The sequence below is a fragment of the Neochlamydia sp. EPS4 genome, from assembly GCF_000813665.1.
GTDB lineage: Bacteria > Chlamydiota > Chlamydiia > Chlamydiales > Parachlamydiaceae > Neochlamydia.
Map to the genome: position 1 here is coordinate 47,243 of NZ_JSDQ01000041.1, position 22,856 is coordinate 70,098.

Below are 22,856 nucleotides of genomic sequence, written 5' to 3' on the forward strand. Positions count from 1 at the left end.
CTCCATAAAAGCCACTTTTTAAAAGGCTAGCATAAGAAGATCTTTTGCTAAATAGCCACAGCTTAAAATAAGCTTTCATAAGCTGGCAGAGGAGCTAAAAATTAATGAAAAAGAAGCTTTTTAAGCAGATAGAAAGTAGAGGCCACTATAGATAATTTATTGCTTGGTAGTGTATATTAGAAACCATGAAAAATTGCATGCATACTTATTCTTTAATAGATAGTGGAAACGGTTACAAATTAGAACAATTTGGTCCTTATACAATATCACGACCATGCTCACAAGCAGTATGGGAGCCACGCCTTTCTCAAGAAAGCTGGGATCATGCTCATGCTTTTTTTTCTCGAGAAGGACAAAATAAATGGACTTTTCGGAAAGAAAAGCTTCCAGATATGTGGCAGATCAAAGTGGCAGATATAGCCTTCAAAATTTCTCCAACGGATTTTGGCCATCTAGGCATCTTTCCCGAGCAAAGAGCTTTTTGGAAGTGGATTCAAAGTACGCCTATTAAAGGCAAGCGTGTGTTAAATTTATTTGCCTACTCAGGTGGTTCAACTCTTGCAGCCGCACAAGCTGGAGCAGAAGTGTGCCATTTAGATGCTTCCAAAGGAATGGTAGCCTGGGCCCGTGAAAATGCAGCTTTAAATCATCTGGAAAAAGCTCCTATTCGTTGGATTATTGATGATGTTTTCAAGTTTTTGGGGCGGGAATTAAGACGTGGGTCTCGCTATGATGCCATCATTCTCGACCCTCCTAGCTTCGGCAGGGGGGCTAATGGAGAGGTTTTTAAAATTGAGGAGGAGATCAACAAGCTTTTAAGAAGCTGTCGAGAGCTGCTGACCCCCAAACCTTTATTCATATTGTTTTCTTGCCATACTCCTGGCTTTTCTCCTTTAGTGATGAAGCATCTTCTCCATCAAAACTTAGATGGACTTTCCGGAACGATTGATGAAGGAGAAATGTTATTAGAAGGTTCTACCGAAACCTTTCCTATTCCTAGTGGAACTTTTGCAAGGTGGCAATATGCAGGGTAGAGTCATTGCGTTAACCAGCTTACAAAATTCTCGCGTTAAGCAAGTGATTGACCTTCGTGAGCGCCGGGTACGTGATAAGTCCGAGCAATTCATTATAGAGGGATATCGAGAAATTTTACGTGCTTATGAAGCAGGATATAAAATTGATAGTCTCTTTTATTGCCAGGAGCTGTTCTTAGGGGAAAATGAAAAGCCTTTGATCCAATCTTTAAGTAGCAAAGGAGCTCAACTTTTTCTTTGCCGGGAAAATATTTTTCGAAAAATGTCGTATCGTGATCGTCCCGACGGATTAATTGCTATAGCTGCTCAACAGCGGCGAGGGCTAGATCAGTTACCAAGCTTAATTAAGAAAAATACTCATTCTCCTCTTTTAGTGGTGGCAGAAGCTATTGAAAAACCTGGCAATCTAGGTACCATTTTACGTTCATCCGATGCTGTTCATCTTGATGCCTTGATTGTTTGCGATAAATGTACAGATATTTATAATCCTAATGTAGTTCGTGCTAGTGTAGGGACTTTGTTTACTGTCCCCGTGATAGAAAGCAAAGGCCATGAAACCATTCATTGGTTAAAAAAGCATAACATCTCTATTGTTGCTGCTACTCCTAGCGCTAAGTTAGAATATACGCAAGCAGACTTAAAGCAACCGGTAGCTATTGCTGTTGGCACCGAGCAGCTGGGGCTATCGGAGGCATGGATGCAGCAGGCTAATATTCAGGTAAAAATTCCTATGCTAGGGGTAGCCGATTCACTAAATGTGGCTATGGCCACTACCTTACTTTTATATGAAGCTTTACGTCAACGACGAGGGTAAGTCATATGGACCCCCAAATTCTTTATGAAGATAATCATCTTTTTGTCGTTTGCAAGCCTGCAGGAATTTTAACGCAACCTAGTGGCACTCAGCAAAAAAATTTAGAAGATGTTTGTAAAGCCTGGCTTAAAAAAACTTATAATAAGCCGGGCAATATATTTCTAGAAGCGGTTCATCGTTTAGATAAATCTGTAAGCGGCATTGTAGTTTTTGCACGCACTAGTAAAGCTCTTAGCCGATTAAATGCTGCGCTACGCCAGCAACAATTTCGTAAAGTATATTTGGCAATCGTCGAAGGTCTTCCTGAAAAGTCGGTAGATACTTTAGAGCATTACCTTTTGCATGATGCCTATCAAAGTCTAGTAGTTTCAGGCAATAGACCTGGCGCAAAATTATGCCGCTTACATTATCAAGTTCTTAAGCATGCTAACCAGACTTCTTTAGTGGAGGTTATTTTGGAGACGGGCCGCTACCACCAAATTCGTGCTCAGTTAGCTGCCATTGGAAAACCTATTGTGGGGGATGCTAAGTATGGAAGCCAAAAACCTTGTTTTTCTCCAGGTATTGCTTTACATCATTCGGAGTTAATGTTTCCTCATCCTACTTTAGGAAAGTCTATTACCCTGCATGCTACCTTGCCCGAAGAGATGCTTAAGCTTTTATAACCAAGCAGCATCATCAGCTGCAAGCTATCTTCAAGAAAAAAGCAACAGATTGCAGGCAAGAGTTGCAGAAGGGCATGTAGATAAACCTAAAATCTTAGATTTTACTTTTTTCTTCAGGGAGGTCTGGAAGTGGCGGGATAGTTTTCATGACGAGCTCTAAGGCTTCATATTCTCCTAACACGCGGTCAATGTTCTTTATAATAAGAGAGGTATCCCTGTGGGCGGCGAGTTTAGGATTGTTAAATAAACCTTTCAAATCTTGAAAAGGCTGCATTAGAATCTTCAGGTTAATGCTTTTATCTTGAAGGAAAGTAGATTGAGTAATTTCTTCCAATCCATTGGTAAGGCTAAAAAAAGGATCTTTTAAATTTAAAGAGGTGTAATCAATCTCTTCTAAAATGGTTCTACTTATTTCTAAAAGGGTCAAGCTGGCTTTAACACCTATATCAGGTAAGCCTTGATTGATCGCTGCCTTCGCATGGCAGCTTAGGAGGTGGAGAGGATAGTTGACCAAGGTTAAATCAAATTTTGCGCAATGAAGGACTATCTTTCCCCATACTGCTACGAGGGTAGCAGCCACTTGCACAAGCTTTTTTGCTAAGGCTTTTTCATTAATAAGTGAGATACGTTCATATATATAATACAATATATAACTCGTGTGATCATGAATATCTGAATTTTTATCCCGCGTATCTGCGGCTATCTGTGCTATCCTTTTAGAGGAAGATAGGAAGTTTCTTATAATGTCTGGCATGGCTTGTAAAGCTTGGTTGCAAAGAGTGGGGTTCATATGATGAGTAGATATTAAAGCTGTTTCGGTAAGCGCCTCCACAGCTTCACAAAGCTCTGATTTTTTATCGTTTTGAATGCTCTCTTTGGCTATTTGGGTGAATAAAAGCACCTGATCCAAAGGATTTAAATAAGTGATAAGTCTTTTTAAAAGCGTATAATAAATATCCAGGGTGATTCCTATGCTAAAAACCCAGAGAGCTAATCGGTGGCTCTTTTGTAGGTAATTTAGCCAGAGGGTATCTAAGGCAAGCATGTAGCTTAGCAGGGCGAAGAGCACTATCCAGCTATAAATACCTAATAAATATTTATCTCTTTTAAATAAGCTTAATAAATAGGGCGTGGAGTTTTGCGCAGCTTTTTGCAGAGGTATTAAGCTGCCAGCAATTGTTAAACAAAAGAGGACAAAGAAAGCCGTGCCTATTATCAATAAGAGGCAGCCTAGTAAGTTTTCATTCGGCAGGTTAACTGGCGTAAAAGGAGTAAAAAGTATGAAGAGGGCGGCGAGTGCAGAAAGAAAAATTCCGATCATTGGATACCTTTATAAATTTAAGCGAAGGTTATCATAAACTTAATTTTTGTGTATCTATTCTCAAAAAAATGGATGGATAGCTTCTTCTTTTTAGCAGGCTTTTAGTTTCGAATCGCCTTTTATAATAAGCTACTTCCAAAACTTAATGAATTTATTGCCTTTTTAGCATGAACAGTGACGCTTGACAAGCTCTAAATGGGATTTCATTCACAGTAACTTATAAAGACATTTCCTTGTACAACATATAATCTAGTGGTTTACAAGGAGATTGATGGAGAAAAAGCAATTTTAGAGGAAGGCCGGGAGGGGGAGAGCCTCTCTCCTATTCTGGCGTTAGAGTCCCTAAAGAGGATAAATTACAGGTGCTAGCACTAATACATCCTTGGGAAAGTTTAATAATTATTTTGTGTGGGTGGAAAATTAAATCGCTGGTTTTTATTGTTTTTGATAGTTATAATTATAAGTTATTCAACAAATTTAACTAAGGTGATTAAATGTCGATTTTCTCAGCACAACCGATATTTCAAACGTTACCAATGACACAGCCAATGGTTCAAACGTTATCAAATACGTCCCGAGTATTTCAAACGTTTCCGAAAACAGAACTGATATCTCAAAGCTTACCGAATGCAGAGCTAATATCCCGACTGTTACCAAAGGCAAAGCCAATATCTCAATCCCTCTGGAAGGCAGAGCCAATATCTCAATCCCTTTGGAAGGCAGAGCCAATATCTCAATCCCTCTGGAAGGCAGAGCAAATATCTCAACCCCTCTTGAAGGCAGAGCAAATATCTCAACTGTTCTCCGAGATAAAACCAATGTCTCTAACGTCAGAAATGGAGTGTCCGTTTGCTTGGAAATCCGAAAGCTACCCCTTAAACAAACTGATCCAGTTTTTTCCTTCGGGCGCTAAACTTACAATAAGCTTTACTACTACGCGCTCCTCTAAAGTTTTAGGCTATGTCCCTATCATTGGGACTGCTATGGGGATTTTTCGAATTTATAAAGGGATTCAAGAGTATCGTTTTTTTAATAGTATACACTTACATTCACTAACCGCCCGAAGCTTTAAATGGATGGCAAGAGGAGCTTTTGAAAGTATTCCTGTCCTTGGAGGTTTAATTTGCCTAATTATGGATATTATATCTACGATTTTGAGCAAAGAAAGTTCGGGAATCCTTTCAAACTTTGAAGAGGAAACGCCTTGTGGATATTGTCATCAATGTGGTTATTGCAATTGTTAAAGCTACTCGATGAGAATTTTATTCTAACTAGTGCTAATAAATGTGTAATCCTTAGGACTAAGAAGCGTCATTGATATGTTTTTTAAGCTGCTTCTTATGTAACCCCCTACTTTATAAAGTCATTTTGTAAGTAGAGCGGCAGGTTTTAAAGGAGCGGGTATACACACTCAAAGGTTTTTTTTAAGACAAAGTTGACCTTATTTGCTGATATCCTGTTACGGTTCAATAGCGGTTAACTTGGCCGAATGATTTTCCTCTTCAATCCTGAGCCTTCAAATAAGGGCCTACTTAAGATCTTAAAAGGGCCAAAGGAAACTCATCTTAAAAAAACATAACAAGGCTTGCTTGGAGGACCTAAAATCTTCTTTCGGTGGGGGTGAAATCTTTTCTTTACTCAATTTAGCTCGTCTAGAAAACGGTTTGCGAAATTTTTTGCCACATTTCTTGTTCCCTAATTTGTCGATAGCATATATGCGCGGCTAATAACCCCTGATACTTATTGATATAAAAATTTTAAAATGAAATCTAACCCTCTGATCTCATAGGACTTATGTGATATAGAAAACACCCTGTAGCAAAAGCGCGGGGAAAACTTTTACTTATAAAAAAACTTTCTGCAGATTGTTTACCTTATAATATTAAAATTCTTATTTGCAAGAATTACAGCGTTGCTTTTTCCTTTCTTGATTTGAAATAGGCAAGCTTGCTAGCATTTAAAGAATGTTATTAAAAATTGAGAATAATAATGTCTAATTCTAAGGTCCTTACGGCCATTCGGCAAAGCATCCAAGCCGTTGAAAAGCTCTTATTGCCCCATAATCAAGCTTTCCTGCAGCAGGCAGCTTCTTTGATTGCAGAGTGCTTTAGTCGGGGAAATAAATTGATTATTGCCGGCAATGGTGGTAGTTTATGTGATGCCGCACACTTTGCAGAGGAGCTTACAGGAGTTTTTCGGCAGACACGACCTGCTTTGCCCGCTCTTGTTTTGTCAGAACCTGGTCATCTTACTTGCGTGGGGAATGATTTAGGCTATGAAAATATTTTTTCTCGAGGGATAGAGGCGTTGGGAAAGCCTGGCGATATCTTTGTTGGCTTGACCACTAGTGGAAATTCTTTGAATATTGTTAAAGCTTTTGAAGCTGCTCGTCTTTATCAAATGCAAATAATCGCATTCTTAGGAAAGACCGGTGGGCGGCTAAAAGGCATGGCAGATTTAGAAATAGTTATTGATGGATTTGAAACCTCTGATAGAATTCAAGAGGCACACATGGCTGCTATCCATATCATCATTGAACTGGTAGAAAATAGGCTTTTTTATTCTTCAGCATCCGCTTTAGGTAAATAAAAGTTTTGGCTCTTCATAACCCTGTAATCTATGACTTAAACTTGTATGTTAAAAAAGCTAGAACTTTATTTGGTTGATCTTATTCAAGGTAAAAAGCAAGGGGCTTTGGCTCATATAGCCAAAACTTTACTTAGATTTCTTAGCTGGATTTATCAACTGATTATAGCTGGCCGCAATTGGGCGTTTGATCAAGGTTGTTGTAAGCAGTATCATGCACCTGTGCCCGTGGTGATTAGCATTGGCAATATTGTGGTTGGAGGTACTGGCAAGACTCCTGTTACCTTGATGGTGGCACAAGCTTTTTCCAATGACTTTACTCTTGCTATTTTATCGCGAGGTTATCGTTCTAAAGCCGAGCATCTTCCTTTACCGGTGATTTTAAGCTATGGCAACGGACCTGTACATCCTGCAGCTTATTGTGGGGATGAACCTTACCTTTTAGCACAGAATTTACCAAAAGCTCATATCATTGTAGGTAAAAACCGCCAGCAATCTTCCAAGATGGCGGTTAGGGCAGGAGCCCAGCTAATTTTACTAGATGATGGGATGCAGCATCGTAAATTAGCTCGCGATTATGAGATTGTGGTTGTTAATGCTTTAGACCCCTTTGGCCAGGGGTACTTTCTACCACGTGGCTTTCTGCGGGAAGCTGTTTCTTCTCTTTCTCGTGCAGATTTGATTGTCCTTAATCATATACAAGATAAAGAGCAGTTTCAGTCAATAACAAAAGAGATTCGCAAGTTTTCAGAAGCTCCGCTGATAGCCACAAAAATGGAAGTGGCAGAGGTATTGGATTTACAGGGACAGCCCTTAGCGGAGTTAGTAGGAAAAAAAGTAGGAATCTTTTGCGCAATCGCTCATCCTGATTATTTTTATCAAACTGTGAAACAATTAGGGGCAGAGCCGGTGGATACCGAATTCATGTTAGATCATTTAACTTTTACTACAGAAAGTTTAATCCAATTTTGTGAAAGAGCTAAGGCAAAGGGAGCTGAGTGGATCTTATGCACGGAAAAAGATAGGGTAAAACTTGATGAATTAGCTCTCTCTGGCCAGCCAATCGGTTGGTTAAAGATGAATTTGAAAATTGTTGAAGGAAAGATTCATTGGGAGGGTTTCATAGAAAAAACCAAACACTACATTAAGCGCAGGATATAAATTAGAATCTTTAGCTTTCCTAAACTCTAGCTTAGTGGAAGTCTATTAAATCCTAGTCTTTATTTAAAAAGTTCAAGAAATATCACGTGTTTTTTAAGTTAGCGGGAGAGCTTGTTAAACTAAAACCAAGAGATATCTTTCGGCTGTTTAAAGAATATTGGTTTATTTTCTTTTAAATTTTTCTTTTCGAGGTTAGCCAAAAAGCAGCTCTATTATGCCTAGGCAGTTAAAAGCTGCAAGAAGCTCTTCTAACTATACGCTTTTAAGCTACTTCTTATGCAGTCCGTACTTTATAAAGCCCCTATCGTTAAGTAGCAAGACAGCTTCCAGAAAGTTGAATATGTAGGTTAAGTTTTTTTTTAAGCCTATTATTCCGTTTAAAATACCTTAATAGAATCTAAAAAAGAGAATTAATCTTTTAAAAGCTTCATTTTTTCTTTAAAATGAGTCTTTATTGAATAGATGTTTGCATAAAGTGCTGCTCAAAAGCGTCCGGTTAGTTACAAAAGCCCCATCCTTAGCTTATACCTTACCAAAATAGAAATTAACCTTTCCCCAAGCTGACTCTCTCCTTAAAAACAAGCTTTTTATTAAGTATATGATTGCATAAAGGGTTGTTCAAGAACGCATTATTAAAAAACAGCTTAGTTTTTTTATAATCTTTTAAAAAGAGGTCTCTTCAAGCGATAGGAGCGTAGCGTATACCAAATGATACTAATTAGGCTAAGAACTGTCCACACGATCAAGCGAGGAACATTGAACCAAGGATAGGGCTTCTGAGGAGGCGTACCCCACCGTGGCCCTGGCGGCCATATAATCCAATCAGGGGCGCCTTGTAAATTAGCTTCTGGTACAAAGCCAAAAACACGGCTATCTGCGCTCATTGCATGATTGTCTCCTAAAGTTAGATAGTATCCTTCAGGAATTTTTAGGCCAAAAGTTTCAATAAAATCTTTATCTAAGGAGCCATCTTCTTTTAAAGGCGCTCCATGGTCCTTAAAAGCAATATAGGGTGCAGCTTTTGGAGCTTTCTCTTCTCGCATCTTCTCATTTTCGTTAAAGTCAAGAAGATAAGGATCTTCTGGCATAAAAATTGGCGCACCTAAGGTGCATAAAGCTCCGTCCCTAAAATAGGCATAACGTGCAGGATATAAAAATTGGTTAGCAGCTGTAGGTTCATAATGAGTGCTCATTTCCATGCCAAGATTGTATAGCAGCTGAACATGAGCAGGATCACGACTATAAATAGGGTGGTTTCTAGGAAGTTCCCAAGCCAGGCTTGCAAGGCCTATTTGATAGGCGATACCATTGTAGAATTCATACGTGCCGTCAGGGATTGTCGGCATTAAAGGGCTATCCTTGGCTACGCTAGAAGAATTGTAGCTATAGCGTGAAGCACGTCCTTCCCGCACCACAAAACGAGCCGTATACATAGTGTTCATTAAGGTATCGATATGGTTTTGAGATAAAGGAATGATTGTGGTAAAAGCACCTACCAGGGGCTTAATACCCAATCGACTTTGCTGGAAAAGCGTTTCCGGGTAATTAAGGCAAGGAGTATGCCGCATTTCTAAATAAAGAAGGCCTGGGCTAACTTCATCTTGATTAAACAACTCTTGATCTACTAGCTGCTGTTGATTTAGAAGACGAGAAAGCGCAAAATTGCGAAACCCCCAAAAATCACTGTAGGTTTTGATCTCCTGATGAGGTATGACAGAAGCCAGGGGCTCATCTTTAATCCATTCCTTGCCATTGTATATTTCACCCATTACCTGATTGGAAGGGAGGATAGTCATACGGCCGATGGATTGGTGCATTTGATTAAAAACGAATTGATTTTTTCTCGGACGCGTTACTAGACCTTCTAGGTAAAAAAAAGGAATATAACTTAAATCTTTTATCCAAGGGCTATTACGTAGCTCGGCCTGATCTTCTTTATTCTTATCCATTCCGTAAATCTTACCGCCATAAAAATAAACTGTATCTCCAGGCTTAGCCATACAGCGTTTAATGTAGCGTTTTTTATAAGGAAAAAGCCATAAGTAGTGAGAGTCAGTATCCGGCAAATCAATATTATCCCCTGAAAAAATTACAATCCCGGTTCTTTGTACAAGAGAAGGATCAAAATAGAGGTGACCTGTCGTAAAAGGGGTGTTAATACCAAAACTTGTTTTGCTAACTAACACGTTATCTTGTTCTCGGAAAGTAGGTCTCATCGAACCTGTCGGTATTTCATAGGCTTCAAATACTAGCTGACGTAAAAGGGTGGCCATCAATAAGGCGATGATGATAACTACGCCAAATTCTCGGAGGTATTCAAATAAGGATTTTTTTAAAGTTACTTGGTTATACGTTTCTAGGATACGTGCTAATTTACTAGCCTCTTCTTTATTTTTTTGAAGAATGGCTTGATCCAAATTCTCTAAAAGGTTTTCTAAGGTAGCTTTTTGCTCTAAAGCTAAGGCCTTATATTTTCTTTTATAGCTTTTACAGCCGGCCACAAGAATGGAGCGGGATTTGCTAAGAGTATAAATTTTCATGGAATCCCTAATTTTTTAAAGATTAGCATCGTAAATAAAACGCTCACCAAAAGCAAATATAAAAATAAGAACACTTCTAAATTTTGCAAACAGCTAGTAAGCCTCCTTTTTTGTATGCTTTTTGTACGCTTTATGCCCTAAAAATGGAGAGCTAGGAGGACTAATTCTGTGGAAATTTTGTTTAGAAGGTGTGTGTAAAAAGTTTCTTATAACGAAAAATGAAACAAAATTTTGGAAAAAATATCAGGCTAAAAAATACAAGAAAAGATAAGTAAGCGCTTAGCTATAAACAAAATAAGAAGAAATCTTAGTGGATTGTTAGCGAGAAAAAAAATTTAAAAATAAAAAGTGGAAAATGCTAAGTTTTTGTTGATAACTTAGCCAGCTTTCCTTAGCGGTCTCTCTTTAGCAGGAGCTCCTCTACCGCGCGCTCCTTTGCCGCTATCAATCATGTGAATTTTGGCTTTCCCAACAATTCCGCTGACTTGTAACCAATAAGGAAAATAAGAAGGATAAAGACCCGCTGTTTGGGGTAAATAGATTTCAATGATTTTACCCGATAGTTCACTCCCATCTTTGGGCCAAAAAGTGCGCCATGCTTCAAAACTTATCCCTGGGATTACCTTTCCTTCGAAAATTAATTTAGGTTGCCAGTAGGGTCTTCTGTCGCTAGCTTGGGAAGGAGGAGGGGGGCCTACTTTCCTTCGTTCTTTGATAGGAATGTTATAGAATTTTAAATTTAATAAAGTGGATAAGAAATTTTCTCCCTCTGGGATTGTATACCATCCATTTTTCGTATAAGAAAAATATTCACCTAGATGCCCCGAAGCAGTATCGATTACATACCGCACCCAAGAGGTATGCCCAGGAGCATTTTGTTCAACCCACTTTTTCCACGAAAATCCCTCTACTTGAATACTTTGGCTAGGAACTGTAATTTCTTCTAAAGAGATTGCATGGGAGGCAAAAGTGTCGATAAGCAAAAAAGTATAAGTTTTATTTTGTAAAGTAACAATATAATCCCCTGGGGTGGCTTTTCTCAATTTATCTTTTAAATAAAGCTCTTGCCCATTTAACTGATAAAAATGGCAGCAAAAGAAGGCGATTAAAAAAATGTAAAAATTTTTATGCATACGCTTCCTAATTGATCAACCTATCCTAGAATATCTTATCTTTCTTTAATTTTTAACGGTAGAATAAAACATCTTAAAATTTGTATGCTAAAGCTGTTTATTTGAAAGCCCGTTAAATGGAGGAAAAATAGGTTTGCAATTGTATAATCAATCTGTTGGCTTATTCACAGATCTATATCAGCTATCTATGTCTTATGGATATTGGAAAGCGGGTTTGGAGCATAAAGAAGCCGTATTTCAACTGTTTTTTCGCCGTGCTCCTTTCCAGGGGGGATTTACTGTTACAGCAGGGCTTGAAGCCGCCATTAATTTTATAGAAAATTTTCATTTTGATTCTAGCGATCTAAGCTATTTAGCAAGCTTAGAAAACCCTGAGGGAACGCCTGCTTTTCCAAATGACTTTCTAGAGTATTTATCTAATATGAAGTTTTCTTGTCATTTAGATGCAATACCAGAAGGGACTATTGTTTTTCCCTATGAGCCTTTATTGCGCATTCAAGGCCCTTTAATTCAATGCCAAATTTTAGAAAGTCCCTTACTAAATTTAATTAATTTTCCTACTTTAATAGCCACTAAGGCTGCTCGAGTGCGTGTTGCTGCGCAAAGTGACCAAGTGTTAGAATTTGGCTTAAGGCGAGCTCAAGGCTTTGATGGCAGCCTTACAGCTAGCCGAGCAGCTTATATAGGGGGATGTAATGCAACTTCCAATGTTTTAGCAGGAAAATTATTTGGTATACCGGTTAAAGGCACTCATTCTCATAGCTGGGTAATGGTATTTGATGATGAATTAGAATCTTTTAAGACTCTTGCCCAAAGTATGCCCGCTAATAGCCTCTTTCTTGTAGATACTTATGATAGCGTTGAAGGAGTAAAAAAAGCTATACAAGTAGGTCAGTGGCTAAAGAGCCAAGGTAAAATCTTTCATGGCATACGCCTAGATTCAGGCGATTTAGCTTATTTAAGTCATACAAGCCGAAAAATGCTAGATGAAGCCGGGTTCCCTCAGGCAGTCATTGTAGCAAGTAATGAATTAGATGAAACCCAGATTAGTGAGCTTAAATATCAAAAAGCTCCCATAGGGGTATGGGGAGTAGGCACCAAATTAGTTACTTCTCACGATTGCCCGGCACTAGATGGCGTTTATAAGTTGTCGGCTTTGCGCGATCCTGAGGGGCCTTGGAAATATAAATTAAAATTATCCGAACAGATGATAAAAATTTCTAATCCTGGGATTTTGCAAGTGCGCCGTTTTCGCAATACAAGTTCTTCTCCTATTGCTGATATGATTTATGATATAAATATGCCTGTGAGCCCTGAACCTTGTCTTATTAACCTTAATGATTCGACCGAACAAATTGTTCTAAAAAAGGAATTGCAAAGTGAAGAGCTGTTAGTCCCTATTTTCCGCCAAGGAAAATGTGTATATCCATTGCCTAATCTAGAGAAAATTCGTGAAAGAACTCTTAAAGAACTCGAAAAGTTTCCTAAAAATTCTAAGCTTTTAAAACACCCTTGTCCTTACCTGGTGGGCATGGAAAAATCTCTACATGCTTACAAAAGCCAAGTAGTTAATCACATACGCCCCCAAATTTGCCCAAGCTCTTTCTTTACTAAAAAGGGTATGAAGGAAGAATAATTTATGACAGCTTTGCTGATTATCGATGTTCAGAACGATTTTTTTCCTCCAGGAGCTTTAGCCATTAAAGATGCTGAAAAGATTCTCCCTAATCTTAATAAGATTATACGCCATCCTTTTGAGGTAATTGTAGCTACAAAAGATTGGCATCCTCTCGGTCATGTGAGCTTTGCCTCTTCCCATGGAAAAGGGGTAGGAGAGGTGATTCATTTAGGTGGCTTAGAGCAAGTTTTATGGCCTATACATTGTGTGCAAGATTCAGTAGGAGCGCAATTTTCTGCAGGCTGGGATTCTCATAGGGTGCAAAAAGTGATTTATAAGGGCACGGATAAAAGAATGGATAGCTATAGTGCTTTTTTTGATAATGGAAGAAGCAAAGCTACAGATTTACATGACTTTTTACAAAGCAAGGGAATTAAAAAGATCTTTTTAGTAGGGTTGGCTACCGAGTATTGTGTGAAATACTCTGCTCTTGATGCTTTAAACTTAAATTATCAGGTATATGTAATTATTGATGCATGTAAACCTGTTATGCCGGCAGCTGAAGAAAGACACTTAAATGAAATTCTGCAAGCGGGCGGCTCTCTTATTGAGGCAAAAGAGGTTATTAAAAGTTTAACCTTGAGCTATCAGAAATAAGTAATAAAACATTAATTAAAGACTGCAAGCATCCGTGATTAAAGCGGAAAAGGATAATTACTAATATTTTATAAAGCACTCTACCTATCGATTGATTTTTTTCTAATAATTAAATATATTAAATCTTATTATTAAAAGTTTCTAGCTAAATTTATAGGTTGAGGGAGTATGACTATAGAAAATATGACAGGTTCTACATTTAGCAGTTGGTTTCATTCCCATCCTCTCGATAGCCTTATGAATAAAATCTCTAAATGGGAGAAGAAGGGGGCAGCTGGAAGAGCGCGAGTTGCTAATTTGGGGGTGCTTGCGCTAGATCTCCAAGGAGTTTTTTGTAATACTTTACGGTTCCCTCTGATAGCTCTCATCTTACCTGCTTCCTCTATGGTATCCACCGGAGCCTCTCTTGCACGGAGAGTAATATCTTTAACAAGGGTAGATCGCCCAGCTGCTACATTTCGACGCAAATGTATGCAAGTTTTACCTATTGTTGTGTCTCATTGTCCCACTTCTAAAGACCTAGGAAAAAGCATTCTAAAGATAGTTAATTATAGCCTGGGCTTTTTTTCTTCTTTGATTGTAGGTTTTATTTCGGTTAAGGCCAATCTATGGATTCATCATCAGTTAGGCTTGATTTGTAATCCAGAGCTTGCAAAGCAAAAGCGCAAAAGTAAAGCTATCATGCATCTAAAAAAGATAGAATGTACAAAGCCTTATAGAAAAAGAATTAGGAAAAGGATTGATGAGCATACGGAAGAGAAGCTAAGAGAGTATTTATTAGCTCCTTCATCCGCTATAAAAGAGGGGCTACTAGGTAAAAGTCGGCTATGCTTAGCTATCGAGGAAGCTACAAAAAAGAAACGTGAAGAAGCTAAAATTAATTACGAAAAGCAACGGGGTCGAGCGTTAGGTTCAGCTGAATGGGATTTAATTAAAGCTAAATATTGGAAGAACTTAACCGATCCGTTCGTATTTAAAAAGGAATTAGAGCCAGATTTTCACCCATTTTTAACTTACTACTTTAATTGGAGAAGTGAGGGGATAGTAAAAAATCAACCTTTCGCTTTTAAGTCCCTTAGCCTTTATCACGCTTATATGGCTTGCTATTATCGCTGGAATCTTACCCCTGAAGAAGTTAGTCAAACTATAAGCTCAATTATTTTACCTCGAGAGAAGAAAAAGGCTAGAATAGAAGCCACCCGAGACACTTACTATGCTTTGTATTTTCATACCGTCTTGAAAGAGCAGAAGTGTATTGATTATGATCAAAGAATTGAGAAAGCTTTACAAGCAAAAGCAAAAGAGCTACGGAAAATTTTATCTGCAGGCGAAATTGAGGCAATAGACCAAGAAATAAAAGCATTTATTAAAGCACAAGAGACGCTTCTAGAGGCGGCCCGTGTTAATCAGAATTTATCCATGGCTAAGATTCACTACATTATCGAGAATCAAGCTTACGAGTTTAATGAGGCTGCGCGCAAAGAATTGGAAGATTTTGCTTTGCAGGTAAGCCATCATCTTAAGCAAAGAATGATTGCTGCAACTGCAGAAGTAGTAAAGCGTCTGAGAAGGGCGAAAGATCGAAAAGATTTTTCTTCCATTGAGCATTTTTCTAAATTAAAAGATATAGTTACAAGGCAATTAAACCGTCTATTCACCAGCTCTTCTTTTAAAAACACAGCGTATGACCTAAAGAACGATAAAACAATCGACCAGGCGATTATGGAGTCAGCAAAAAATGCTGTAGAGTGCCAGGTTGAAAGTAGATTAGCTCAAAGTAATGCCCAGTCACTATCTAGTCAAGATAGAGAGATATTAAAAAAACATCATGAGAAAATTGAAGTTCCTAGACTTTATGAGCAGCTATGGTTAAGGAAGTATAATAAAAATTTTTCCCTCTTAGAAAATAGACGTGGACAAGCTTTTCATAAAATTATGAAAAGGATGCAGGAAAGGTCAGATGGTAAAAGGGTAATATTTAAACAGTGGATAAAAAGAGTAGACTTACCTGAAGGTCACGAAAGCAATTTGCCTATAGATAACAAAGCCATTCGACCTGATAAAAACACTGCAGATGTTACTATTATTATACCTAAGAACAAAGATATAAATTCTGCTCAGATAATTTTCAAGGGCCATGAGCGTATGAGGAATGCTAATGCTGAGTATATGGATGGACGTCTTTCAACCACAGAGTTTACATTTAAAGAGCTAGAAAAACTAGTAAGACAAAGTAAAAAAGTCTTTAAAAAGGTAGCTGCTAGATACAGGTTTAATAAGACACGCATTAGAGAGACATACCTTGGGGTGAATGGGATTAATTATCAAGAAGAGCACTATCAAGCTATGCATCTTAAGCAGCAATTTGAGGAGCATAAGCTTTGGGAGGTTTTTGGTACTTTAAGTGAAAAAGAGGCTGAAAGAGAAGGAGAAGTTATGAGGTTGGAAGCACTCTTGGAAGAAGCCAAGCTAAAAGTTAATAAGTATAAAGGAAAGTATCTTGACGTTGCTAGCCAAAATGATAGGCATCAAATTCAAATTAATTTGAAAGAGTAGAGGCTTATCACTTATTTAATAGAAAAGAGGGCTAAAAAAGAAAAAACAGTCAGAAATTTTAAACGGTTACAGGTAAGCCTAGCTTTAGATGTGATTATGTGGGCCTCTGCAAAGCCAAAAATGCTTGTAAATAGCTGTTTTCTCTATTTACTGCACTTTCTGCTTTACATTATCTTTTGTGGATTAAGAGTTTAAGCAGCTCTGACGTCTATGATCGCTTATCAAAAATTACTAAAGTAAATAATGGCGTTTAAACAAGCTCTGTTTAGCTGACCTAAAAAAGTATTATCTTTTAAAAGCTGATTTTTTTATCAAAACATGAATTTTATTGAGCATATGTTTGCATAAAGAGCGGCTCAAAAGCATATAAATTAGCTTGCAAGTCTTGCAGAAGAGATAAAAGAAAAAGCTGTTAGCTCTAAGGCAAGGCTGCCCTATTGCCAGCGATTAGACTGTTCTACTCATTTGCAGAAAAGTAATTTGAAAAGATGAAAAATATAATATATATATGGTCCTTAGAGAATAGATAGCCCATGCGGTTGGGATGCTTAGAAGAAAAGAATAATTTACTTTATTCTAGTTAAGCTCCTTTATTCTCAAAGAAAATCTATTCCTAGCAGCCTACAGCTTTCTTGTGAAATATAAGGCCTCCTGTTAAGCCTTTATTTTTAGCTTTATCTTTCAATTGTTCATTCCTTTCTTATTTTTATTAGAACTTGCCCTTCATTTTTCTCCATGCTATAAAATGCTTAATAAAAACGGAAAGGCGAGTATGTATAAAATTTTTTTATGGGCAGTGATTGGAATAATATCTGGTACAGCTCATCTTCATCTTCTTGCAGAAGAAAAGGCAGATAAAAAAGAGGAAGGATCCATAACCCTTTGCCTTAAAGAAATAATTTCTGAGACTAAACATCAAATACTAATTAATAATATAGAAATACCTTATAAAGCAATTGCTGGTAATATCCTGCTTAGAAATGATCAATCGAAGCCAAAAGCTAGTATTTCTTATATTGCTTATTTTAAAGAAGAGGTTTTAGAACCAGCTGCACGTCCTCTTATTTTTTGTTTTAATGGAGGCCCAGGATCTTCGTCTATATGGTTACATGTAGGTGTTTTTGGACCTCGCCGTGTCCATCTAAGCGATGAAGGAGAGGGGCTTTTTCCTTATCAAGTGATTGATAATCCTCATTCTCTCTTAGATTTAGCTGATCTGGTATTTATTGATCCAATCTCTACAGGCTACAGCCGTGTGGCCTCCGGAGAAGATGCCAAACAATTTCATGGGGTGGACGAAGATATTGAGTCACTGGGTGAGTTCGTCCGTCAATTTATTACCCAGTATGAAAGATGGAATTCTCCCAAGCTGTTAGCAGGCGAAAGCTATGGAACGACGCGTGCAGCAGGGCTAGCAGGTTATTTGCATGATGAGCTAAATATTTATCTAAATGGGATGATTCTTATCTCCTCTGTATTAAACTTTCAAACACTTAATGATTATAATGAAGGTAATGATCTTCCTTACCCTCTTTATTTACCTACTTATACAGCTACCGCCTGGTACCATAAAAAGCTAGGGGAAAATTTACAAGGAGACTTAGGCAAAACATTAGAAATTGTTAAGGACTTTGCTTTAACAGATTATACATCTGCTTTAATGAAAGGAGATAGTTTAAGTGCCCATGAATATGCTAAGATTGTAGCCCAATTGGCTGACTATACAGGACTATCACCTGAATTTATCAAAAAAGCTAATTTGCGGATTAGCCCGCAACGTTTTTCCAAAGAACTATTAAGAGCTCAAGGTTTGATTGTAGGGCGTTTTGATTCTCGCTTTAAAGGAGAAGCCTTAAATCCATGTAACGATTATCCTAGCTATGATCCGAGCTTTGATGCAATTGCAGGAACTTTTACAGCTGCCTTCAATCAGTACATTAGAAAAGAGCTCAAGATCAAAAATGACCAAGAATATAAGATTTTAGCAAATCTTCACTCAACTTGGAATTATAGTAAATATACCAATCAATTTTTAAATATGTCAACTGCGTTGCGTAACGTAATGACCCAAAATAAAGCTTTAAAAGTGTTTGTAGGAAGCGGTTACTACGACTTAGCTACCCCCTTTTTTGCTACTGACTATACTTTTAATCATCTACGGCCTGCCTCGGACTTACGGAGTCGGGCCAATATACATTATTACCCGGCAGGGCATATGATGTATGTGCAAAAATCTTCTTTGATTAAAATGAAGGAGGATATAAGCCGATGGATGAAAAAATTATAGCTTTATTACAAAAACTAAGGGAAGCATGATTATTTTATTACCATCTTGCATAGGTGTTTCGCCTAACTCATAAGAGGAAAAAGCTTTTTTATTTCAGGGCGTTAGAGCTTTTTGCGTGCTAGTTTAGGAGCTTTATTGCAGAGATTATCCTCGTAAGAGTTTTTATATCTTACTTTTACTCTAAGATAAAGCAGCTTTCTCAACTACAAGTGTCTAGTTTAGAAAACAGCTAGCTTGCTTCCGTTCCTGCAGAGATAAGACAATTTCCTGAAAGGTTAAATCTTTTTTTAGAAGAAAATCTTCTGCGTTGGTTGTATCTTAAGGAAAGTCTATTAAGCTGAAAAATTTGCCCTATCTCTGGGGGAATATTGGTAAGATGTTTATTATCTGAGTTAAGGCATTGCAGCTTCGATAGCTGTCCAATCTCTGTAGGAACGGAGGTGAGCTGATTGTTCTGCAAGAAGAGCAATTGCAGTTGCGATAGCTGGCTTATTTCTATAGAAAGAATGGTAAACGTGTGCCATGAGCACATTATAGATGTGCGTAACTATATGAAAGATGGGGGAAAATGGCTCCTCGAAGTCGCTTTGCAGGAAGAGATTTCAAACCACCTTAAGCTGCTTTGGTCAAAAGCTAAGGTAGTGAGCGTTAAGGAAAAGGTATGATAAACATATCAGGTGAGGGCTAAGGAGACGAACGAAAGTGAACTATTGACCCAAGTGTCGAAAGCTTTCTCAATGACGTCAAAACTGGGGGCTGCGTACTCTTCCAAGATAAATTTAGGGGAAACCTGTTTACTGCCTAAATGGCGTCCGGCATAAAGATAGCGTGAACTTAGTCTAGGCTTTTATATGGAACGTGGGAACCTCATAGATGATGTTAAGAGAAAACCATATAGTGAAGAACACAAAGTGGGAAATATCGAAGCATGTATGAGGGGCAGATCAACTCGTAGTAGTGAGGAAGTTTTTGTAATGAAGAGGGAGCGAAGGGGTTGAACTGTTCAATCCAACTCAATAAGTCAAGTAGAAATACGAGGAACTTATGGGGATGGAGAAAAGGCTGGAAAGCTTGAAGAACAATAGGAGCCGTATGAAGCGAGAGTTTCACGTACGTGTCTATGGGAGCCTAAGGGGGGGAAGTCCCCTTGGGCGACCCGATTAGCTGCTATTTAAATGAAGGTGTTTAACCTGAGATAGCTAATCTATTTCTATAGGAAGGATGGTTAGCAGGTTGCCACTTAAGTGGAGCTTTTGCAGCTTGGATAGCTAACCTATTCCTACAGGAAGGCTGGTGAGCTGGTTTTGATTTAAGTGCGGATTACTTGTTTAAAGATAAGATGGCTAAAAGTTTTTTTATTTCATTTTTGCCCACCCCAATTTAAAAAGTACTTACTATTCTACAATTGAAAACGCTGCCTTATTTTTTCTGCAATATCATTCAAAGGATTTTCCTCTAATTCAAGCTTGTACATCCGCCATAACTGCCCAATTTCTATGGGCAGAGCAGTGAGCTGGTTTCGATTTAAGGAAAGCGTTTGCAGTTGAGATAACTGGCATATTTCTGCAGGAAGGTAGGTAAGCTGGTTTTGATCTAAGTAAAGCTCTTGCAGCTGAGACAGCCGCCCGATTTCTGCAGGAAGGCTGGTGAGCTGGTTTTGATCTAATTGAAGCCATTCTAGCTGAGACAGCTGCCCGATTTCTGCAGGCAGAGCGGAGAGCTGGTTCTGATTTAAGTCAAGCGTTTGCAGCTGAGACAATTGACCTATTCCTGCAGGCAGGCTAGTGAGCTGGTTTTGATCTAAGTAAAGCCCTTGCAGTTTAGACAATTGCCCGATTTCTACAGGCAGGCTGGTGAGCTGGTTTTGATTTAAGTAAAGCTCTTGCAGCTGAGACAGCTGTCCAATTTCTGCAGGCAGAGCGGTGAGTTGGTTTTCTCCTAAGTCAAGCGTTTGCAGCTGAGATAACTGGCCTATTTCTGGGGGTAAATAAGTCAAGCCTACTTTATATAAATCTAAAGCCGTGATGTTTCCACAATTTTCTGCAATCCAATCTCTAAGAAGCTCTCCTTTTTTTTCTAGAGGCAAGTGCTTAATTTCTTCTCGGCTCAAGTATTCTTCCCCACCAGGAAGTTTTTTCCAAAGTAAAAGGCGATTAATATTTAAGAGATAAGAAGAGTAATTAGCCAGCGTTAAGCCTCTTTTTTCTTCTGTTTTCCATTTAAATTCCAAAGGAGAAAGAGATTTAGCTAAGGTAAAAACTTCCTTAAAAACTTGATAAACTTTTTCAGTAGAGGTAAGCCCAGGATTGAGTTGATAAACTTTAGCTAACATAAGAGTTCGCTGGGTGGTGGCATTCTTCTTGGGGAAATGAAGCTGTGCTATTTTTTTATAAAGAGAAGGCATCGCTTCAGAATCTAGCAGATGATGCCATCTTTTACAGACGCTAAATAAGGAAGGAACTACGCAAGCCTCTAAGATAGGGAGCAGCAATTCATTAGGCAAGCTTTCAATAGATGTCGATGAGATAGGATGCATTTTATTTCCTTTGGTAGGGATAATTTTTCAACATTTCCATTTTTAAAAACAATATAAAAATTAAAAAAGCAAGTCAAACGAATTCGAATCCTTATCAAGGGTAAAAAACCTCAAAGATGATCTACCAGCGCTTTTTTTTTCAGATAGATTCAAGGAAAGATTGGAGATCTTCCAAGCATTCAGGAGCAGCCACAGGTTTTGGCGATTAAGTGACGCGGCAATTTTAGTTTGGCTAAAAGAATGAGATTGATTCTTTGCCATATTTGAGAAAACGGCTCTTTTTGGTGCTTTGTTGTAATTCTTCTACCGTAGGATGGAATACAATACGCCTAGCTTCTTCCTGTCAAGAAAGGTTGTTCTCCCAGCCATAGCAATCTGCAGAAAAAAGAGAAAAACTTCTTGCATTATAAATGTGTAGGTTAGCTTAAGCTCACTTAGTTGCCGGAAGAAAAGCTGATTACTTGTTTAAAGATAAGATGGCTAAAAGTTTCTTATTTCATTTTAGCTCACCTCAACTTAAAAAGTATTTAAAGCCATTTTACAATTGAAAACGCTGCCTTATTTTTTCGGCGATATCTTTCAAAGGATTTTCCGCTAATTCAAGCTTGGTAAGCTCAGACAGCCGCCCGATTTCGGCAGGCAGAGCGGTGAGCTGGTTTTGATTTAGTTCAAGCGCTTGCAGCTGAGACAATTGATCTATTTCTGCAGGGAAGGCTGGTGAGCTGGTTTTGATTTAAGTAAAGCCGTGTCAGCTGTGACAGTTGCCCGATTTCTACAGGCAGAGCGGTGAGCTGGTTTTGATTTAATTCAAGCTTTACCAGCTCAGACAGCTGCCCAATTTCTTCAGGCAGGCAGGTGAGTTGGTTTTGATTTAAGTCAAGCCATTGTAGCTCAGACAGCTGCCCGATTTCTATAGACAGAGCGGTGAGCTGGTTTTGATTTAAGTTAAGCGCTTGCAGCTGAGACAATTGACCGATTTCTGTAGGCAGACTGGTGAGCTGGTTTTGATTTAGTTCAAGCGCTTGCAGCTGAGACAATTGCCCAATTTCTGCAGGCAGAGCGATGAGCTGGTTTTGATTTAAGTGAAGCCATCGCAGCTTAGACAGCTGCCCGATTTCTGCAGGCAGAGCGGTGAGCTGGTTTTGATTTAAGTTAAGCGCTTGCAGCTGAGACAATTGACCGATTTCTGCAGGCAGAGCGGTGAGCTGGTTTTGATGTAAGTGAAGCCCTTGCAGCTGAGACAGCTGCCCGATTTCTGCAGGCAGAGCGGTGAGCTGGTTTTGATTTAATTCAAGCTTTTGCAGCTGAGATAACTGGCCTATTTCTGGGGGTAAATAAGTCAAGCCTATTCCAGATAAATCTAAATCCGTGAAGTTTTTACAATTTTCTTCAATCCAACCTCTAAGAAGCTCTCCTTTTTTTCCTAGAGGCAAGTGCTTAATTTCTTTTCGGCTCAAGTATTTCTTCCCACCAGGAAGTTTTTTCCAAAGTAAAAGGCGATTAATATTTACAAGATAGGAAGAGTAGTTAGCCAGAGTAAGATACTTCTTTTCTTCTATTTGCACTTTAAATTCTAAAGCTGAAAAAGACTTGGCTAAAGTAAAGATTCGCCTAAAGATTGCATTTACCTTTGCGGCCTCAGAAAGCTTTTCTTTTAGCTTATAAATTCTATCTACAATAAGAGCCTGCTCCTTAACATTTCCTTGAGGAACATGCGCTTTACCTATTTGCTTATAAAGAGAAGGCATCACTGCAGAAGCCAGCAGATGGTGCCATCTTTTACAGACGCTAAATAAGGGAGGAACTACGCAAGCCTCTAAGATAGGGAGCAGCAATTCATTGGGCAAGCTTTCAATAGATGCCGAAGAGATAGGATGCATTTTATTTCCTTTGTTAGTGATGACCTTTTATTAATTTTTATTTTTAAAGGCAATATAAAAAAATTAAA

At 38.4% G+C, this 22,856-nt stretch carries 17 protein-coding genes; 10 read left to right on the forward strand and 7 right to left on the reverse strand.

Annotated elements, in window-relative coordinates; all coding sequences use genetic code 11:
- Positions 1-197 precede the first annotated feature (197 nt).
- From DB42_RS04010 to DB42_RS04020, 3 genes are read left to right on the forward strand one after another with little or no spacing between them, the layout of a single operon-like run.
- Entirely contained in the window at positions 198-1,034 is an 837-nt protein-coding gene (locus tag DB42_RS04010; protein ID WP_130589464.1) for a class I SAM-dependent methyltransferase, read from the forward strand.
- On the forward strand, positions 1,024-1,848 hold the full coding sequence (locus DB42_RS04015; protein ID WP_044881844.1) for an RNA methyltransferase: 825 nt from the start codon (positions 1,024-1,026) through the stop codon (positions 1,846-1,848). The genes DB42_RS04010 and DB42_RS04015 overlap by 11 nt, the downstream gene beginning before the upstream one ends.
- A gap of 5 nt (positions 1,849-1,853) precedes the next feature.
- Positions 1,854-2,513, forward strand: coding sequence for an RluA family pseudouridine synthase (locus DB42_RS04020; protein WP_044881845.1), 660 nt, complete (start codon positions 1,854-1,856; stop codon positions 2,511-2,513).
- A 94-nt stretch (positions 2,514-2,607) separates the two neighbouring features.
- Here the strand turns inward: DB42_RS04020 and DB42_RS04025 are convergent, their stop codons facing one another.
- Positions 2,608-3,834 (reverse strand): hypothetical protein, encoded by a 1,227-nt coding sequence (locus tag DB42_RS04025; RefSeq protein WP_044881846.1) that lies wholly within the window; start codon positions 3,832-3,834, stop codon positions 2,608-2,610.
- 494 nt (positions 3,835-4,328) lie between these two features.
- On the opposite strand from DB42_RS04025, the gene DB42_RS04030 reads away from it, so the two are divergent.
- The 3 genes from DB42_RS04030 (at position 4,329) to lpxK (ending at position 7,581) form a co-directional block, all read left to right on the forward strand.
- Positions 4,329-5,078 (forward strand): hypothetical protein, encoded by a 750-nt coding sequence (locus tag DB42_RS04030; RefSeq protein WP_044881847.1) that lies wholly within the window; start codon positions 4,329-4,331, stop codon positions 5,076-5,078.
- Between the two features lie 745 nt (positions 5,079-5,823).
- Positions 5,824-6,423, forward strand: a complete 600-nt coding sequence (locus DB42_RS04035; protein WP_042243771.1) for an SIS domain-containing protein — start codon at positions 5,824-5,826, stop codon at positions 6,421-6,423.
- 45 nt (positions 6,424-6,468) lie between these two features.
- A complete protein-coding gene (gene lpxK, locus DB42_RS04040; RefSeq protein ID WP_042243774.1) occupies positions 6,469-7,581 on the forward strand; it encodes a tetraacyldisaccharide 4'-kinase in 1,113 nt (370 codons plus the stop codon).
- 653 nt (positions 7,582-8,234) lie between these two features.
- Here lpxK and lepB read toward each other — a convergent pair.
- Both lepB and DB42_RS04050 read right to left on the reverse strand, forming a co-directional pair.
- Positions 8,235-10,121, reverse strand: a complete 1,887-nt coding sequence (gene lepB / locus DB42_RS04045; protein WP_044881848.1) for a signal peptidase I — start codon at positions 10,119-10,121, stop codon at positions 8,235-8,237.
- 377 nt (positions 10,122-10,498) lie between these two features.
- Positions 10,499-11,254 carry a hypothetical protein gene (locus DB42_RS04050; RefSeq protein WP_044881849.1) on the reverse strand — a complete coding sequence of 252 codons (756 nt, stop codon included), beginning with the start codon at positions 11,252-11,254 and terminating at the stop codon, positions 10,499-10,501.
- A gap of 127 nt (positions 11,255-11,381) precedes the next feature.
- Between DB42_RS04050 and DB42_RS04055 the strand changes: the two genes are divergently transcribed.
- From DB42_RS04055 to DB42_RS04070, 4 genes are all read left to right on the forward strand, one after another.
- Positions 11,382-12,890 (forward strand): nicotinate phosphoribosyltransferase, encoded by a 1,509-nt coding sequence (locus DB42_RS04055; protein ID WP_155117418.1) that lies wholly within the window; start codon positions 11,382-11,384, stop codon positions 12,888-12,890.
- A 3-nt stretch (positions 12,891-12,893) separates the two neighbouring features.
- Positions 12,894-13,529, forward strand: a complete 636-nt coding sequence (gene pncA / locus DB42_RS04060) for a bifunctional nicotinamidase/pyrazinamidase (RefSeq protein ID WP_044881850.1) — start codon at positions 12,894-12,896, stop codon at positions 13,527-13,529.
- Positions 13,530-13,697: 168 nt separating this feature from the next.
- A complete protein-coding gene (locus DB42_RS04065) occupies positions 13,698-16,085 on the forward strand; it encodes a hypothetical protein (protein ID WP_044881851.1) in 2,388 nt (795 codons plus the stop codon).
- A gap of 772 nt (positions 16,086-16,857) precedes the next feature.
- The gene (locus DB42_RS04070) at positions 16,858-18,372 is read left to right on the forward strand and encodes a S10 family peptidase (RefSeq protein WP_080502727.1); all 1,515 of its coding nucleotides are present in this window, start codon (positions 16,858-16,860) and stop codon (positions 18,370-18,372) included.
- 229 nt (positions 18,373-18,601) lie between these two features.
- Here DB42_RS04070 and DB42_RS04075 read toward each other — a convergent pair whose 3' ends face one another.
- The 4 genes from DB42_RS04075 to DB42_RS10345 form a co-directional block, all read right to left on the reverse strand.
- A complete protein-coding gene (locus tag DB42_RS04075; RefSeq protein ID WP_044881852.1) occupies positions 18,602-18,904 on the reverse strand; it encodes a hypothetical protein in 303 nt (100 codons plus the stop codon).
- Between the two features lie 867 nt (positions 18,905-19,771).
- On the reverse strand, positions 19,772-20,908 hold the full coding sequence (locus DB42_RS04080; protein WP_052435968.1) for an F-box protein: 1,137 nt from the start codon (positions 20,906-20,908) through the stop codon (positions 19,772-19,774).
- A 538-nt stretch (positions 20,909-21,446) separates the two neighbouring features.
- The gene (locus tag DB42_RS11415; RefSeq protein WP_162180752.1) at positions 21,447-21,599 is read right to left on the reverse strand and encodes a leucine-rich repeat domain-containing protein; all 153 of its coding nucleotides are present in this window, start codon (positions 21,597-21,599) and stop codon (positions 21,447-21,449) included.
- Positions 21,577-22,788, reverse strand: coding sequence for a leucine-rich repeat domain-containing protein (locus DB42_RS10345; protein ID WP_052435969.1), 1,212 nt, complete (start codon positions 22,786-22,788; stop codon positions 21,577-21,579). The genes DB42_RS11415 and DB42_RS10345 overlap by 23 nt, the downstream gene beginning before the upstream one ends.
- Positions 22,789-22,856 lie beyond the last annotated feature (68 nt).

Bases quoted from the DNA above. Each gene is read 5' to 3' on its own strand.
- DB42_RS04035 (WP_042243771.1), top strand. From the start codon at position 5,824: ATGTCTAATTCTAAGGTCCTTACGGCCATTCGGCAAAGCATCCAAGCC.
- DB42_RS04030 (WP_044881847.1), top strand. From the start codon at position 4,329: ATGTCGATTTTCTCAGCACAACCGATATTTCAAACGTTACCAATGACA.
- DB42_RS04015 (WP_044881844.1), top strand. From the start codon at position 1,024: ATGCAGGGTAGAGTCATTGCGTTAACCAGCTTACAAAATTCTCGCGTT.
- DB42_RS04065 (WP_044881851.1), top strand. From the start codon at position 13,698: ATGACTATAGAAAATATGACAGGTTCTACATTTAGCAGTTGGTTTCAT.
- DB42_RS04050 (WP_044881849.1), bottom strand. From the start codon at position 11,254: ATGCATAAAAATTTTTACATTTTTTTAATCGCCTTCTTTTGCTGCCAT.
- DB42_RS04020 (WP_044881845.1), top strand. From the start codon at position 1,854: ATGGACCCCCAAATTCTTTATGAAGATAATCATCTTTTTGTCGTTTGC.
- DB42_RS04070 (WP_080502727.1), top strand. From the start codon at position 16,858: ATGTATAAAATTTTTTTATGGGCAGTGATTGGAATAATATCTGGTACA.
- lepB (WP_044881848.1), bottom strand. From the start codon at position 10,121: ATGAAAATTTATACTCTTAGCAAATCCCGCTCCATTCTTGTGGCCGGC.
- lpxK (WP_042243774.1), top strand. From the start codon at position 6,469: ATGTTAAAAAAGCTAGAACTTTATTTGGTTGATCTTATTCAAGGTAAA.
- DB42_RS04010 (WP_130589464.1), top strand. From the start codon at position 198: ATGCATACTTATTCTTTAATAGATAGTGGAAACGGTTACAAATTAGAA.
- pncA (WP_044881850.1), top strand. From the start codon at position 12,894: ATGACAGCTTTGCTGATTATCGATGTTCAGAACGATTTTTTTCCTCCA.
- DB42_RS10345 (WP_052435969.1), bottom strand. From the start codon at position 22,788: ATGCATCCTATCTCTTCGGCATCTATTGAAAGCTTGCCCAATGAATTG.
- DB42_RS04025 (WP_044881846.1), bottom strand. From the start codon at position 3,834: ATGATCGGAATTTTTCTTTCTGCACTCGCCGCCCTCTTCATACTTTTT.
- DB42_RS04075 (WP_044881852.1), bottom strand. From the start codon at position 18,904: ATGTGCTCATGGCACACGTTTACCATTCTTTCTATAGAAATAAGCCAG.
- DB42_RS04080 (WP_052435968.1), bottom strand. From the start codon at position 20,908: ATGCATCCTATCTCATCGACATCTATTGAAAGCTTGCCTAATGAATTG.